Below are 14378 nucleotides of genomic sequence, written 5' to 3'. Positions count from 1 at the left end.
GGCGGGGAGGGGACAAAAACGCAGGGCTGATCATTTGTCCTTGCCGGCCCAGAAACCCCATGGTACTCCGCGCTCACTTTCGTTTCGCCGACATAGCTCAGTTGGTAGAGCAACTGATTCGTAATCAGTAGGTCTCCGGTTCAAATCCGGATGTCGGCTCCAGAACAGAAAAAGGCCGGTTGCCCCCGTGGCAGCCGGCCTTTTTCGTTTTTGACCGCTTCGTGGTGGATCCGGAGGACTCCCGCTCACCGGCCGAGCGGCGCCCGGCGCGGGCGCTCCCCTCCCTGTCGAGCGCGGAGACGGCCGCCGGGTTCCTCACGTGGAGCCGGGCGCCGGTGAACCTCCGGCGCGGCGTGGACCACCGGGCTGTGGAGCCCGGTGCCACGAGCGGTCAGGTGGGCGACGACCTGGGGCATCGTGATCCGCGCACGACGGCGCGCTTCTACACGACGCTCGCCATGCTTCCTGAACGCCCGCGCGGCTGAACGGGTGAACGCGGTGAGCGCCAAGGTTGTTGTCGCATGACTGCGTTCAGCCGATGCGCTTGAACTCCTGCATGACCGGGGCGCGGTTCGGGCGGGGTTGCGGCGCTGGGAACCTGGTGGCCGCCACGACCTCCGTCGCGGTTCCATCTGTCCCCTGAGCCAATGGCTATCCGGTGATGCTACACATCTGCATGGGATTCAAATCACCAGAGGCCGATGTCAGGTTTTGGCCATGACTCTCCCTGGTGTTGGTCTTGCGTGTGAGCACTGCAAGCAGACTCCTTGAATGGGCGTGAGCAGCGCGCCTGGTAAGTACGAGACCCGCCCGAGCAGCAGCACGGTCCCTGCCCCTTCGGGCGCTCGGCGAGCTCCGCGGAGAAACCGTGCGAAGGCCAGGTGAACCGCTCGAGCCCTTGCAACACGAGAGCGCGGTACGGCAGACTTCCGTCCCGCCTTTTCTTGCACCTCCTGGGTCTGGATGAGGCGCTTGTCGGGTGGCGTGTCTCGCTTGGGTAGAACCGACCTATGAACTTTCTCCGCCGTGGCGTGTACTCCCTTTCGTCCTTCTTGAAGGAGAAGCGGGGGTGGCGCTCGCTACGTGCCCCGGTGGCCCTCCACCTCAATGCCGTCGGGGACCGGCTCATCGTCCTGCCCGCGCTCCGCGCGCTGTGCAGCCTCTATCCGCATCGCGTCACGCTGGTGGGTACGCTTGGCGATCAATCGCTGCTCTACTCGGACCTGCCGCTCAAGGCCTTCCACCCCTGCCCCTGGAAGGTCGAGAATCGCGTTCCCCGGTTCGACTACCGCGACGTGGTCCGGGGGATAAGCGAATGCGACCTCCTCGTTGCGCTCAACGGCTGGTGGTCCGACGACATCCTGGAGCTGATGCAATGCTTTCCGGAGGCGAAGACGCTCGGGCACTTTCCCGAGTTCGAGTCTCACCTGCCGCTGACCCAGTGGCGGAATGCGAAGCAACAGGCCTTCGAACTCATCAGGCGGTTGGACCGCCGGCTGAGAATGGAGGACTTCTCGCAGCCCCCCCTCCTGCCCGAGGCGGACCGGGCGCTCGCTGGACAAATCATGGCCGCCGTTCCGCCCGAGGCGCGAGTGCTGGCCTTGCACACGGAGCCCTCCGGGGCGACGAGGCGCTGGCCGGTGGAGCGGTTCCAGCGCGTGCTGGAGGCCTTCCTCGAACAGCACCCGGAGTACCTCGTCCTGGTGGTGGACTACCATCCCCTGGAGATGGAGCTCGAGCGTCACGCGGACCGGGTGCTGCTGTGTTCCGGCGCCTCGCTCGGGGTGGCGATGTCCATCGTGGCGAATGCCGACCTCTTCCTCGGGGTGGATTCGTGCATGCTGCACGCGGCGGACTTCTTCCGGGTTCCCGCGGTCGGCTTGTTTGGACCGACCCCGCCCAGCCGGTGGGGATTCCGCTTCGGTCCGCACCGCTACGTCAAGGTCGACGGGCCCATGGCGCTCATCCAGGAGGGGCCGGTGCTCGAGGCGCTGCAGCAGCTGGCCAGGGCGCACGTGCGCCCACGCTCGGCCGCCGCCAGAGCGGAGGCCGCGGCCAGCCACCTGCTTGGGGGGGCCGCATGAGGTCCGCCATCGGCGCGGGCGCGGTCCGAGCAGCAGCAGGGTTGCACTCAGTCGTCGTCTCCAGGTGCCGTTGTCGAAGCGGATGCACCAGAACCGAGCCCGCCAGCCCACTGCCAATCACCACGCACTCCGCTGATGAAGTCATTGCACGTGTCCCCAGGCAGGTACGGTCCTGCGGTGTGCGCTACGGGTTCTGGAGCGCCACGCGCGGCGCGCTGGAGCGCGACTCCTGGGCCCGGCTCCAGACGCGCCTGTACAGCGCCAGCGCCGCCTCCGGGCGGCGCAGCGGGTGGAAGAAGCGCACGAAGAGCTGGGTGTAGAGCCCCGTGAAGCGGCCCGGCACGGCGCTCCAGACGCGCGAGCGCCCCAGGCCCACGCCGCTGCTGGCCACCACGCGGCCCTCGAAGAGGGCGAGCAGGTCCGTGGCCCAGCACTCGATGCCCGCCGGATAGCTGGAGTAGGGGTTGATGGACTCGCGCGGCACGAAGCGGCACTGCTGCAGGTTGTACTCGAACACCCAGGACGGGGCCTCCGCCCGCTTGAGCACCAGCGCGATGCTCCGGCGGCGGTCGCGCAGCTCGTCGGCGTGCACCGACAGCAGGTCCTGGAAGACGCGCGTGCCGTAGAGGTAGTGCGCCAGCTCCACGAGGTGCTTCTCGATGGCGTCCTTCTCCGCGGGGCCGGCCTCGCGCTTGCCGCAGGCGGGGGCGTAGTCGGCGGGCACCGCGGGCTGGTCCCCCACGAAGGTCCGCTCGGGCCAGTGCTGCCGGCGCGCGCTGCGCACGAACTCGCGCGTCACCACGCGGCAGGCCCGCTCCTTCGCCATGGACAGCGCCTCTCCCGGCTTGGGGGCCACGAGGAGCGTGGGGATGCCGAGCTGCTGGACGGCGTCCACCACCTGCTGGGCCTCCAGCACGAACGCGTTCCGGTTCAGCCACGCCATGTCGTCCTGGAGCGAGAAGCCGGTGCCACTCACCGCGATGGCGGCCGGAGCACCCCAGAGGCGCGACAGCCGGCTGTACGTCTCCAGCGCGCTCTGGGCCAGCGACTGGGCCGTGCCGAACGGGTCCGCGGGCTTGGGCTCCACCATGCGCCAGCCCAGGTGCATGGTGTTCCACGAGAGGGCGACGATGCCTGGCTTCCGCACCTGGGTGCGCGCGCGCTGGAGCATCTCGTCCGTGGTGGCCACGTCCACCGAGCTGAAGAAGCTGCCGTGGCCGTCCCGGTCCCACGCGAGGAAGGGCAGCACGTCCCACTCGTCGTTGGCCTCGTGGCGCACGTGGCCGGGCCCCAGTCCGAGCACGTTCAGGTCGCCCAGCGAGAGGACCTGCCCGGGAAACAGGCGCCGCGCCTCGAAGCCCATCTCCTGGAGGATGTCCGCCGCGGCCGAGGAGGAGTTGCCGGAAATATAGATGGGGATGTCGCGGCTCAGCCGATCGAGCGACGCGGGACTCAGGTGGTCCTCGTGCTCATGCGTGAGGAGCACGGCGGAGACGGCCGGAAAGCGCTCGAACTGGATCTCCCGCGGAGGGAAGACACAGGCCTCGCGCCCGGGCGTGTTGCCGAAGGTGTCCGCGAGCAGGGGATCGACCAGGAGCCGTGTGTCAGCCGTCTCGAGCAACCACCCCTGATGACCGATGAATGTCGCATTGAACATGGCGCGTCCCCGCAGCAGGCGCATGAGCAAATCAAAAATACGTCATCATCGATAGCCCAGAACTCCCGTCTGGACCTGCGGTCCGGGAGGACTCTGGCGCGGGGCGTCGACGAGGGCTTCCAGGGCGTCGAGCACCTCGGGCTCGCCCAGCGTCTCGAGGGGCCCGTTCGCGTCCAGGCAGCGGTGCGTCGTGAAGCGGCAGCCCCAGTAGGAGGGGCGCGTCTGCCCGAAGAGCCCCACGGCCGGGACGCGGAAGAAGTCGGCCACGTGGAGCATGCAGGAGTCGATGCCCAGGAACAGGTCCGCGGTCCCCACGAGCGCCATGGCCAGGGTCAGGTCCGAGCCGGCGCAGGACAGCACCCGGTCACCGTGGCGGATGGCCTCCAGCCCCGACTCGGCGCGGTCCACCACGAGCACCAGGAAGTCCGGGTGGCGCTCCAGGAAGGCCTCCAGCACGCGGGCGAACCGCTCGGCGGGCCAGCGCTTGAAGTCCTCGGAGGGCTCGGTGTGCAACGCGAGCAGCCGGGCGCCCGGAGGCAGGCTGGCGCGGAGCTGCCGGGCCGCGGCGAGGCTCTCCTCCGGCAGGGGCGGGGGCTGGGAGAAGTCCTCCAGCCGCAGCTCGCGGCGAAGCCAGCGCGGGGCCTGGAAGTGGGCGTCGCAGACGTTGACCGTCTCGGGGCGGCGGAACCGCTTCGTGAAGGCGCGGAAGAAGCCGATGCTGACCGCCCCGGGCAGCTGGGCCAGCAGCGCGTCCACGTCCTCGGAGTGCCAGCTGTTGAAGGAGACGAGCAGGTCGCACCCCTCCAGTTGACGCGCGAGCGCGCCCGGGTCGAACTGGCTGTAGCCCACCCACCGCATCTTGAAGGGATGGAAGGCGCGCAGCGGCAGGCCCGCGTAGTAGAGGCGCTCGTCCATCGCGGGCCCCACCACCGTCAGCCGTCCAGGGAAGAGCGAGGCCAGGGCCCGCACCGCCGGCAGCGCGAGCAGCCGGTCCCCGATGGCGTTGGCGTGAAACACCACGGGCGCCCGCGCGGCCAGCGCGCGGCGACGGCGCAGCAGCCACATCGCCACGTCCGGGACGCTCATCGCGCGCCCTCCGCCGCGAGGTCGCCCCAGTGGAGCCCATGCGGGTTGAGCAGGCCGTCCGGGTCCAGCGCGTCGCGCAGCGCCCGCAGGCGGGCGAGGTCGTCGCCGTAGAGCGCCGCGCGGCTCTCCGGCGCGAGGGGGTGCCAGCCGTAGAGGTAGGGACGGCCTCCGGCCCTCACCGTCCACTCCAGGCACTGGCGATGCGCCGCCACGGCCGCCTCAATGCCCCGCCGGTCCTCCGCGCGGACGCCATGGTCCAGGCCCACCGCGTACAGGCGCCCCGGGCCCTGGCGTCCCGACAGCGCCCGCGCCACCTTCAGCGTGTGCACCACGTCCGCCTCGCGGCGGGCCTGGACCACCACCGAGGGCACCCTCCGGACGAGGCCGCCAAAGTCGTGGCCGTATCGCTCGAGGGCGTCGGGGGCAATGGTCACGGGCGCGCTGATGCCCGCGCGCAGCTCATCCAGGAGGGATGCGGGATGGGGAGCCATGGGAGGAGGGCGCCGAGGCTAACACGGGTCTTCCCGCCATCTCACGGGAGACCGGGTGATTCCGCCCTGCTGGGGTCTCGGAATAGGCTGCTTCCTCCATGTCGGCCTTCTCCATGTCCTCCGTCCTGCGGGTGTCCCTGCGGCGCATGTTTGGGCTCGCGCGTCCGGAGCTGGGCAACCTGCTGCTCGGCACCTTCTGCATCCTCATCGCCAGCACCGCCGGGCTGCTCTTCCCGCAGGCCCTCCGCCTCACCATCGACCAGGCGCTGCTGTCCGGAGCGCCGGCGCGGGCGGACCATATCGCCGCCGCCATGCTCGTCGTGTTCGTCGTCCAGGGCGTGGCCACCATGCTGCGCTACACGCTCATCCACACCGCGGGCGAGCGCGTGGTGAACCGGTTGCGCGAGCAGCTCTACCGCAGCCTCATGGAGCAGGAAATCGCGCTCTTCGACGAGCGGCACACGGGCGAGCTCGCCAACCGGCTCGCGTCGGACGCCACGGTGCTGCAGAGCGCCGTCAGCTCGAACATCTCCATCGCCCTGCGCAACGCCATCACCATCCTGGGCGGACTGGCCTTCCTCTTCTACACGTCGCCGCAGCTGACGTTCCTCATGCTGGCGGTGGTGCCCCCGGTGGCGCTGGGCGCCATGGCCTGCGGGCGGCGCGTGCGCAAGCTGTCGCGCGAGGCCCAGGACGCCGAGGGCGAGGCGAACCACGTCGCCGTGGAGAGCCTCGCGGGCATCCGCACGGTGCGCGCCTTCACCGCCGAGGACACCGAGGTCCAGCGCTACGTGGACTCCATGGCCCGGGCCTTCAAGATAGAGCGCAAGCGCATCTTCCTGTCCGGCAGCGTCATGGGCGTGGCCGGCTTCGCCAGCTACGCCGCGTCCATCCTCGTCTTCTGGTACGGCGGGCGGCTCGTCATCGAGGGGAAGCTCACCGTGGGCAGCCTCACGTCCTTCCTCGTCTACACGCTGATGGTGGCCATGGCGCTCGGGGCCATGAGCGACCTGTGGGCGGAAGCCATGCGCTCCATCGGCGCGGTGGAGCGCGTGTTCGAGCTCATCGAGCGCGTGCCCGCCATCCCCAACCGGGGCGGGGATACGCTGGCCCGCGTGGAGGGCCGCGTCGAGTTCCAGCGCGTGAGCTTCCGCTACCCCACGCGCAAGGACGTGGCGGTGCTCGATGAGCTGTCGCTGGTGATGGCCCCCGGCGAGCGCGTGGCGCTCGTGGGCCACTCGGGCGCCGGCAAGTCCACCATCGCCTCGCTGCTCATCCGCCTGTACGCGCCGGACTCGGGGTCCATCACGCTGGATGGCCGGCGCCTGGAGGAGCTGGACCCGCAGTGGCTGCGCCAGCAGGTGGGCGTGGTGTCGCAGGAGCCCCTCCTCTTCTCGGACAGCATCGCGCGGAACATCCGCTACGGGCGCCCGGACGCCACCGACGCCGAGGTGGAGGCCGCCGCCCGCGCCGCCAACGCGCACGACTTCATCTCCCGCTTCCCCAAGGGGTACGAGACGCTCGTGGGCGAGCGCGGCGTGCAGCTGTCCGGCGGGCAGAAGCAGCGCGTGGCCATTGCCCGCGCCGTGCTCAAGGACTCGCGCCTGCTCGTGCTCGACGAGGCCACCAGCGCCCTGGACGCCGAGAGCGAGCACCTCGTCAAGGAAGCGCTGGACCGGCTCATGCGCGGACGCACCACCCTCATCATCGCGCACCGGCTCTCCACGGTGATGGACGCGGACCGCGTGCTGGTGATGGACAGCGGCCGCATCATCCAGAGCGGCACGCACGCGTCGCTGGTCGCCGAGGACGGCCTGTATCGGCGACTCGTGGAGAAGCAGGTCGTGGCCGCCTGACGGCCGCTACCCCAAGAGGGCCGTCGCCGGGGACACGCGCGTGGCGCGCAGGGCCGGCACGAAGCTGGCCAGCAGCGCGATGAAGAGCAGCAGCAGCGCGGTGCCCACGAAGGTGAGCGGGTCCGAGGGGCTCACCTCGAAGAACAGGGACTTCATCAGGCGCATCAGCACCAGTCCCAGCAGGCAGCCCACCGTCACGCCGATGCCCGCCAGCCGCAGCGCCTGTCCCAGCACCATCTTGAAGACGTCGGACTCCGTGGCGCCGAGCGCCTGGCGCACCCCCAGCTCGTGGGTGCGCTGCGCGACCGAGTAGGACATGACGCCGTAGACGCCACCCGCGGCCAGCAGCAGCGCCAGCGCCGCGAACGTGCCCAGCAGGAGCGTCAGGAGCCTCCGCGAGCCGAGCGTCTCCGCGATGCGCTGCTCCAGGGTGCGCGTCGCGGGCGGCGGCAGGTTCCCGTCCAGCTGCGCCACCGCCTGGCGGACGGCGTTGTTCACGGTGAGGGGCTCGCCCCGCGTGCGCACGAGCACGCCCATGCTGCTCTGCGGCGACTGCGCCAGCGGCAGGTAGAACTCGGGCACCTCGTCGCGCAGCTGGCCCTTGTTCATCGTCCGGACGTTGCCGCTCACGCCGATGACCTCCCACTCCACGCCACCCATGGTGAAGCGCTGGCCGAGCGGCTCCTCGCCGGGCCAGAACTTCCGGGCCATCTCCTCGTTGATGATGGCCACGTTGCGCGTCTGCGCCGTGTCCGCGGTGGTGAAGTCCCGGCCCTGGCGCAGGGGGATGTCGAGCGTGCGGAAGTAGTTGGGCGACACGACGCGCCGGTTGACCATGGGCTTGTCCGAGTCGGACACCACCGGCTTCCCGCTGATGATGATGCCGCTGCTGTGGTTGTTGCGGCTCATCGGCAGGAGGCTGATGGCCGCGGCGCTCGTCACGTCCGGGTTCGTGGAGAGCTGCTCCAAGAGCTGCTCGTAGAAGCGCGCCGGGGCGTAGGGGTCCGCGGCCTGCGCCTCGGGCAGCGCCAGCTCGAAGGTGAGCACCCCGTCCTGGCGGAACCCGGGCGACTTGCCCTCGAGCTGGTAGAGGCTCTGGATCATCAGCCCCGCGCCCACGACGAGGAGCAGCGCCAGCGCCACCTCGGCCACCACCAGCGTGGAGCGCAGCCGGCTCTTCGACGTGGTGGCCCGGCCGCCATCCTTGAGGGTGTCCGTGAGGTCCTGCTTGGAGCCGTGCACGGCGGGCGCCAGGCCGAAGAGCAAACCCGTCACCAACGACAGCAGCAGGCTGAAGACGAGCACCCGGCCGTCCACGTGGATATCCGACCAGCCCGGAACGAGCTGGGCGATGGAGGGCGGGAAGGCCCCGGCGATGAGGTGCGTGCCCCAGAGCGCCAGCAGCACCCCCAGCGCGCCGCCGAGCACCGCGAGCAGCACGCTCTCCGTGAGCAGCTGCGTCAGCAGGCGCCCGCGTCCCGCGCCCAGGGCCGCGCGCACCGCCATCTCCCGCCGGCGCACGGCGGCGCGCGCGAGCAGGAGGTTGGCCACGTTCGCGCAGACGATGAGCAGCACGAAGGCCACCGCGCCCGCGAGCGTCGCCAGCACCGGGCCCGCCGAGCCGAGGTAGCCCTCGCGCACCGTCGTCATGCGGATGGAGCGGCCCTCCAGGACGGCGGGGTGCTGCTCCGCCAGCCGCTGCGCCAGCACCCGCAGCGCCGCATCCGCCTGCTCCGGCGTGACGCCCGGCTTGAGCCGCCCGACCACGCGCACCTGCCGGTTGCCGCGCTCGCGCAGCTCGTCCGTCGTCGGCACGAGCGGCACCCACACGTCCGTGCCCGGCGGGAAGTCGAACTTCGGCGGCATCACGCCCAGCACCGTGTATGGCTTGCCATCCAACGTCACCGTGCCGCCCACCGTGCTCGCGGCCCCGCCGAAGCGGCGCTGCCACAGCTTGTGGCTGAGGAGGGCGACGTCCTGGCCCGCGGGCTGCTCCTCGTCCGCGCCGAAGGCCCGGCCCACCACCGCGTCCACGCCCAGCGCACGGAACAGCTGCGCGCCCACGCGCATGCCGTGCAGCCGCTCCGCCTGCTCCGTGCCGGCCAGGTTGTAGCTCTCGGGCACCAGCCCCGACAGCGACTCGAAGACGTCCGACTGCTCCTTCCAGTCCGCCAGGGTCGCCAGCGAGGTCTCGAGCCGGTCCACGCCCTGCTTCGGCGCGCTCTCCCAGACCATCCGCAGGCGGTCCTCTCCCTGGAACCGCAGCGGCTGCACCCAGATGGAGTTGATGACGCTGAAGATGGCCGTGCTGGCGCCGATTCCCAGCCCCACCGTGAGAATCACTACCAGCGTGAAGGTAGGGCTCGCGAGCAGGAGGCGGAATCCGTATTTCAGGTCATTCATGAGGCGGTCCATGAGTGCTCTCCAGGAACGGACGCGGAGCTTTCATTGAATCCGGCGAGATGCTGTCTTGACGACAATATAGCGGCACAGTGACAATCCGTACGGGTTCAAACAGGGCATCGCTTGAATCCCCATAGGCCTCGGTTGCGCCACTCTACCGAGAACACCGTGGTTCCAAACCCCCAGTGCTGTACCGGAGGTAGCAATGGTTGAGACCAAGGAAGTGCAGCAGGACGCGGACCTGAAGAAGCTGGACGCGCAGAAGGTCGAGGCGCTGCGTGGCCATCTTCGCAAGCTGCTGGCGACCGGCCAGGGCCACGCCATCTCCACCATGCCGGCGGTGGCGGAGCTGCCCCCCGTTCACAGCAGCTACGGTGACGGCGACGGCTGGATCTGAGCCGCGAGGTGGATGGGGCCGGCGAGAGCCGGGATGACATACCCCAGCCACCTCGGGTGGGCGGCCTCCTTCACGGGGGCCGGCTCATCTCGAGGTACCGCCATGCACCGAAGTAGCCCTTCGCCTCCAGTTCCGGCTTCAGGCTGAGCTTGAGGTGGCTGAGGCGCCGGTCGAAGCGGCTCTCCCGCACGGCTCCCTCCAGGTGCTCCACGCACGGGGACTGGCCCGGCCAGGCGAGCAGCGCGTCGCGCTTGTCGTGCTGGCATAGCCCCCGGCGGACGAGCTCCTCCAGCAGCACGGCCCAGCGGGGCTCCGCGGACGGTTGCCGGCGGCCGTGGAACGAGCACTCGAGCCCCACGGTGGGCAGCACGTGCGCGCCCACGTCGAAGTCGAGCACGAAGCGGTCCACGTGGCCGGCGAGCCAGCCCAGGAGCTCCTGGAGCTCGGCGCGGGGGCCGCTCCAGCCGACGGACGCGAGGTAGTCCAGCATCCCTTCCGCGGGAATGTCCTTGGCGCAGAAGCGCACGGTGTCGAGCCGCCGCGAGCGCAGCACTCCGAGCGCGAAGGGCTGGGAGCCGGGCGGCAGCGCCTCGATGCAGGCGCGCACGTTGTGGAGCGTCTCGGGAGAGAGGCCCCCGTCGCTCAACGTGTGCAGGGCCGCGGTGGCGATGTCCTGGTGCCGCTGGCGGCACGCGCGAGCGCCGGCCGTGTCCTCGGGGATGGGGCGCTCCTCGTGACAGAAGAAGATGACGGGGACGGGCGGCTCGGCGGGCGCATCGCCCACGTCGAACTCCAGCCAGAAGCTGTCCACGCCCTGGTGGAGCAGCGAGCCCGGGTCCGTCCACTGGCGCGAGAAGTCGAAGATGCTCCGCCACAGCGGCTCGTGGCGCAGCGCCTCCGGCATCGACACCTTCGGGTCCTCACCGGCCAGGATGTAGGGCCCGTAGCTGTCGCTGTTGAGCCAGAAGAACACGTCCGCGCGGGGCGCCACCTCCGCCAGCCGGCACTCGAGCCCGAAGCCGTGGGTCAGCTCCGAGGGCAGCCAGCGCGCGATGTCGCGCACGCGCTCCATGGCTTCCGTCGAGAGCAGGGTGGGCGGCACCAGCGCGTGCAGCGCCGCGAGCGTGTCGCTCCACGTGCCGGGCCGGAACGCGTCCTGGACGGAACGTGCCTTCCGCGCGGTGGCCGCCCTCCAGCCCCGAGGCGGGAGCGGGGCGGGCTCCTGCTTCCCGGGGAGTCCGGTGCCCTCGCGCCATTGCGTGTAGCGCGTGAGGGCCTCGATGCACGCGGCCGTGGTGACCTGGAGCGAGCCGTACACGCGCCCGTGCGCGTCCGTCATCAGCGCCAGCGCGGGCCACAGGCCGACGTCGCTCTGCGCCTGGAGGATGCGCGCCACCATCTCCTCCACCCGCTCCTCCCAGGAGGGCTCGCCCCGGGGCGGCCCGAGCGTGAGGACGGTGCTGAGCGCGAGCGCGCAGTCGTAGGCGTCCTTCAGCGCGGTCCTGCGGCGCTGCGCGCAGTCCCGCCACACGATGCGCCGCAGCACGAGCGTGTCGTCGGTCCGGAGCCACGTCGTCAGCGCGTGGGCGAGCGCGAACGGCGAGACGGTGAAGGGCTGGCGCGGGCGGCCCTCCAGCCCGTGCATCTCCACCCACGAGCCCACCCGCGCGGTGAGCGCCGGGAGCGCGTGGCCCCCGGCCGAGGCGAGCGCGAGCACGTCTACGCTGGCCAGCAGGTCCTCCGCGTCGGCGCGGGCGGGCTCCGCCCACGTCCCGAGGCCGCCATCCGGGTGCGCGGTGGCAAGCAGGGCCCTCAAGGTCGCCGCGGGGTCCGCCTCCGCGACGCCCCACAGCGCGAGCGAGAGGCTCGCGCGGGCCGAGGCGCTCGTGCCCGGCGGCTGCTCCGGGGACGGGGTCCACAGGCGCCACAGGCCGGAGGGCTCGCGCGTCTCCAGGAGGTAGCGCAAGAAGGGCCGGGCCGCGCGCTCCAGGCGCCGCGTGTCGGCCGCGAGGGAGGAGAGGACGAGGGCCGCGGCGTAGGGCGAGGCCACCGGCCGCAGCTCCGCCGCCGAGGCAATCAGCAGCTCCGGCGTCGCCGCGGCCTCCAGGGCCGCGACAGCCCGCTCCAGCGCCTCATGGATGGCTCCTGGCGTTGGCTTCTCCACGCGGCCTCGCTCACTCGAACCGGGCCACGAGGCCCCGGGCGTCCTGGATGCGGGCGTCACCCAGCTCGAACTCGTGCACCGAGTGGATGCGGAGCCGGGGCGACGCTCCCGGGCGGGAGAGGACCTCGCGCAGCCGGTCGCCGCGCGTGACGACCCTCTCCAGCAGGTAGGTGTCCTCGTCGGTGCGCTGGTAGCGCGTCGCCACGGCGATGCCGACCCCCTGGCCGTAGAACGCGATGCCCTCGCCGAGGGAGTCGTACTCCGCGCACGACGGGGCATACCTGCGCAGGTAGCCCAGGCGCTGCCGGAGCAACTCCCGCGAGGCCGTACACCGCGGCGAGCAGGGGAAGTGGAAGAGCGGGTGCAGCCCGTAGAGATAGGGCACGCACGGGTTCATCTCGCGCGGGAAGGGGCCGGTGTCCTGGTACGAGTCCGGCGTCTTGTCGAGGTGCTTCGGGGCGGCTGGCTCGGTGAAGACGCGTGAGCAGCAGTCGGGGTAGCCGAAGAGCTGGGCGAGCAGGCCGTGGTGCCCCTGGCGCTCGGTCATCTCCGCGCCCTCGACCAGGTCCGCGTCCAGGCCCATGTACAGCATGCCCTGCGTGGCGCCGGGGGTGCCGCGCGGGACGGCGACCCGGTCGTGGTCCGTGCCCTCCACGCCGGAGACACGGGGCATGAAGTCCAGCCAGCCTCGGTGCACGTGCAGCCCGAGCCCTTTGAGCAGCCCGGTCGTGGCCTCCAGCTTCTCCATCGGGAGGATGATCCGCCCCACGGCCCGCTCGCCCAGGGCCACGGTGATGCACGTCAGGTAGGACGACACGTCCAGCAGGTGCAGCAGCGGCCGGTGCGCCTCCGGCAGGTGGGAGCCCAGCTCATCCCGGACGGTCCGGAGCAGGGCGGGGGAGGGCGCGATGATTTCAGGAGATGTCATGAGAGGGCGGGCACCGGCCGTGGGTCAGAGGGAGTGCCAGTCCGCGCAGTACCAGCGGAAGAACTGGAACTCCTCGGCCGAGCGGGAGAGGTTGATTCGGATGGGCACCGCGTCCCCCACGTCCAGGTCCGTGCTCAGGGACGTGACGGTGCCCCGGCACCAGACGGGCTCCAGCGCGCCGAAGTTGAAGGCCCCGGAGTGGCCGATGCGCAGCTGGAACCACACCTCCGAGGGCAGCGGGTGCGAGCGGGGGAACAGGGCGGACAGCGTGCCGTGCTCCTCGTCGGCGCTCCACACGAGCACGGGCACGGGCGGCGCGTCCGGGCTGGTGCGCACGGCGCCCTCGTGGAACACCACGTCCCGCGTCTTCGCGGCGGTGGGCAGCGCTTCTCCGGCCACGCGCGCCTCCAGCAGCAGGCGCTGGGAGGAGCGGATGGGGTAGTCGCAGCCCTTGCACATCGCGTGCTCCCGCAGCGTCCCGTCGATGGCCGCGCGGCGCAGGCGGGTGAGGCGCGGGCTGTTCCACACCTCGGCGATGGACTGCTCGCGCAGGTTGCCGAAGCGGTCCTGGTGCTTCCAGTCGTTGCAGCAGAGGATGACGCTGCCGTCCGCGAGCATGTTGAGCGTGTCCACCGGGTAGTGGCAGTGCCCGTAGTCCGCGTCGAACTCGTGGATGCGCGCGTTGCCGGGGATGCTGTCCACCCGGGTGTTGATGGGCACGAAGCGGACCGAGTACCCCATGCCGCCCCAGTAGTCCTGGAAGGCCCGGCCGGCCTCCACCGAGTACGCGTCGAGCACGAAGGACAGGCGCACGCGCTGCCGCGCCCCCTTCCAGCCCGTGAGCAGCCCGTGCACGCGGTCCCAGAAGTCCTTGCCGTGGATCTCCTGGTAGCGCTTCGCGTCCGTCGCGTTGACGGAGACGGTGAGGAAGAAGCGCTCGTACGCCAGCAGCCGGTCGAGCAGCTCCGGCGTCAGCACGCTGCCGTTCGTCACGGTGGAGATGGAGCTGATGGCGTCCTCGGCCCGGTGCGCCTCGTCGAGCAGCTCCACGAACCGCTTGTCCAGCAGCGGCTCGTTCTGGAGCATGAGGCAGAGCTTCACCCGGCGCTTCGCCGCGCGCACCTCGTCGATGAGCCGGTGGAACAGGGCGCCGTCCAGCTTGACGCCCTCCCGGCCCCCCGCGACCTCGGGGTACGGGCACATGGGGCACGTGTAGTTGCACCGGTTGATGGTCTGGATCTGCAGCTTGCTGGGGAAGCCGAGCAGACCTTGCGGAGCAACGGCCTTGGCGAGCGGGTGCATGGACCGTGTC

At 70.9% G+C, this 14378-nt stretch carries 11 protein-coding genes and 1 tRNA gene; 5 read left to right on the top strand and 7 right to left on the bottom strand.

The window, feature by feature from the left end:
- Positions 1–86: 86 nt before the first annotated feature.
- From HG543_RS07225 to HG543_RS07215, 3 genes are all read left to right on the top strand, one after another.
- Positions 87–162 (top strand) — tRNA-Thr (locus HG543_RS07225).
- Between the two features lie 17 nt (positions 163–179).
- A complete protein-coding gene (locus HG543_RS07220) occupies positions 180–485 on the top strand; it encodes a hypothetical protein (protein WP_169343944.1) in 306 nt (101 codons plus the stop codon).
- 525 nt (positions 486–1010) lie between these two features.
- Positions 1011–2084, top strand: coding sequence for a glycosyltransferase family 9 protein (locus tag HG543_RS07215; RefSeq protein ID WP_169343943.1), 1074 nt, complete (start codon positions 1011–1013; stop codon positions 2082–2084).
- Positions 2085–2268: 184 nt separating this feature from the next.
- On the opposite strand, the gene HG543_RS07210 is transcribed toward HG543_RS07215, so the two are convergent.
- From HG543_RS07210 to HG543_RS07200, 3 genes are read right to left on the bottom strand one after another with little or no spacing between them, the layout of a single operon-like run.
- Positions 2269–3741, bottom strand: a complete 1473-nt coding sequence (locus HG543_RS07210; RefSeq protein WP_169343942.1) for an MBL fold metallo-hydrolase — start codon at positions 3739–3741, stop codon at positions 2269–2271.
- 45 nt (positions 3742–3786) lie between these two features.
- Positions 3787–4827, bottom strand: coding sequence for a glycosyltransferase family 9 protein (locus tag HG543_RS07205; RefSeq protein WP_169343941.1), 1041 nt, complete (start codon positions 4825–4827; stop codon positions 3787–3789).
- Positions 4824–5318, bottom strand: coding sequence for an FAD-binding oxidoreductase (locus HG543_RS07200; protein ID WP_169343940.1), 495 nt, complete (start codon positions 5316–5318; stop codon positions 4824–4826). Before HG543_RS07200 ends, HG543_RS07205 begins: the two co-directional genes overlap by 4 nt.
- Before the next feature lie 98 nt (positions 5319–5416).
- On the opposite strand from HG543_RS07200, the gene HG543_RS07195 reads away from it, so the two are divergent.
- Positions 5417–7174 (top strand): ABC transporter ATP-binding protein, encoded by a 1758-nt coding sequence (locus HG543_RS07195; RefSeq protein ID WP_169343939.1) that lies wholly within the window; start codon positions 5417–5419, stop codon positions 7172–7174.
- Between the two features lie 6 nt (positions 7175–7180).
- Here the strand turns inward: HG543_RS07195 and HG543_RS07190 are convergent, their stop codons facing one another.
- Positions 7181–9589: an ABC transporter permease gene (locus tag HG543_RS07190; protein ID WP_169343938.1), complete on the bottom strand. Its 2409-nt coding sequence runs from the start codon at positions 9587–9589 to the stop codon at positions 7181–7183.
- Between the two features lie 193 nt (positions 9590–9782).
- Here HG543_RS07190 and HG543_RS07185 point away from each other — a divergent pair, with 193 nt between their 5' ends.
- Complete coding sequence (locus tag HG543_RS07185; RefSeq protein ID WP_169343937.1) at positions 9783–9974, top strand: hypothetical protein; 192 nt, start codon at positions 9783–9785, stop codon at positions 9972–9974.
- A 70-nt stretch (positions 9975–10044) separates the two neighbouring features.
- On the opposite strand, the gene HG543_RS07180 is transcribed toward HG543_RS07185, so the two are convergent.
- From HG543_RS07180 to HG543_RS07170, 3 genes are read right to left on the bottom strand one after another with little or no spacing between them, the layout of a single operon-like run.
- Complete coding sequence (locus HG543_RS07180) at positions 10045–12138, bottom strand: hypothetical protein (RefSeq protein WP_169343936.1); 2094 nt, start codon at positions 12136–12138, stop codon at positions 10045–10047.
- A 10-nt stretch (positions 12139–12148) separates the two neighbouring features.
- Positions 12149–13066, bottom strand: a complete 918-nt coding sequence (locus HG543_RS07175; RefSeq protein ID WP_169343935.1) for a hypothetical protein — start codon at positions 13064–13066, stop codon at positions 12149–12151.
- Between the two features lie 24 nt (positions 13067–13090).
- The gene (locus tag HG543_RS07170) at positions 13091–14368 is read right to left on the bottom strand and encodes a radical SAM/SPASM domain-containing protein (RefSeq protein ID WP_169343934.1); all 1278 of its coding nucleotides are present in this window, start codon (positions 14366–14368) and stop codon (positions 13091–13093) included.
- Positions 14369–14378: the final 10 nt, after the last annotated feature.

The sequence above is a fragment of the Pyxidicoccus fallax genome, assembly GCF_012933655.1.
In the GTDB taxonomy this organism is placed as follows: Bacteria; Myxococcota; Myxococcia; order Myxococcales; family Myxococcaceae; genus Myxococcus; species Myxococcus fallax.
This window is presented reverse-complemented; position numbering and strand designations above follow the sequence as displayed.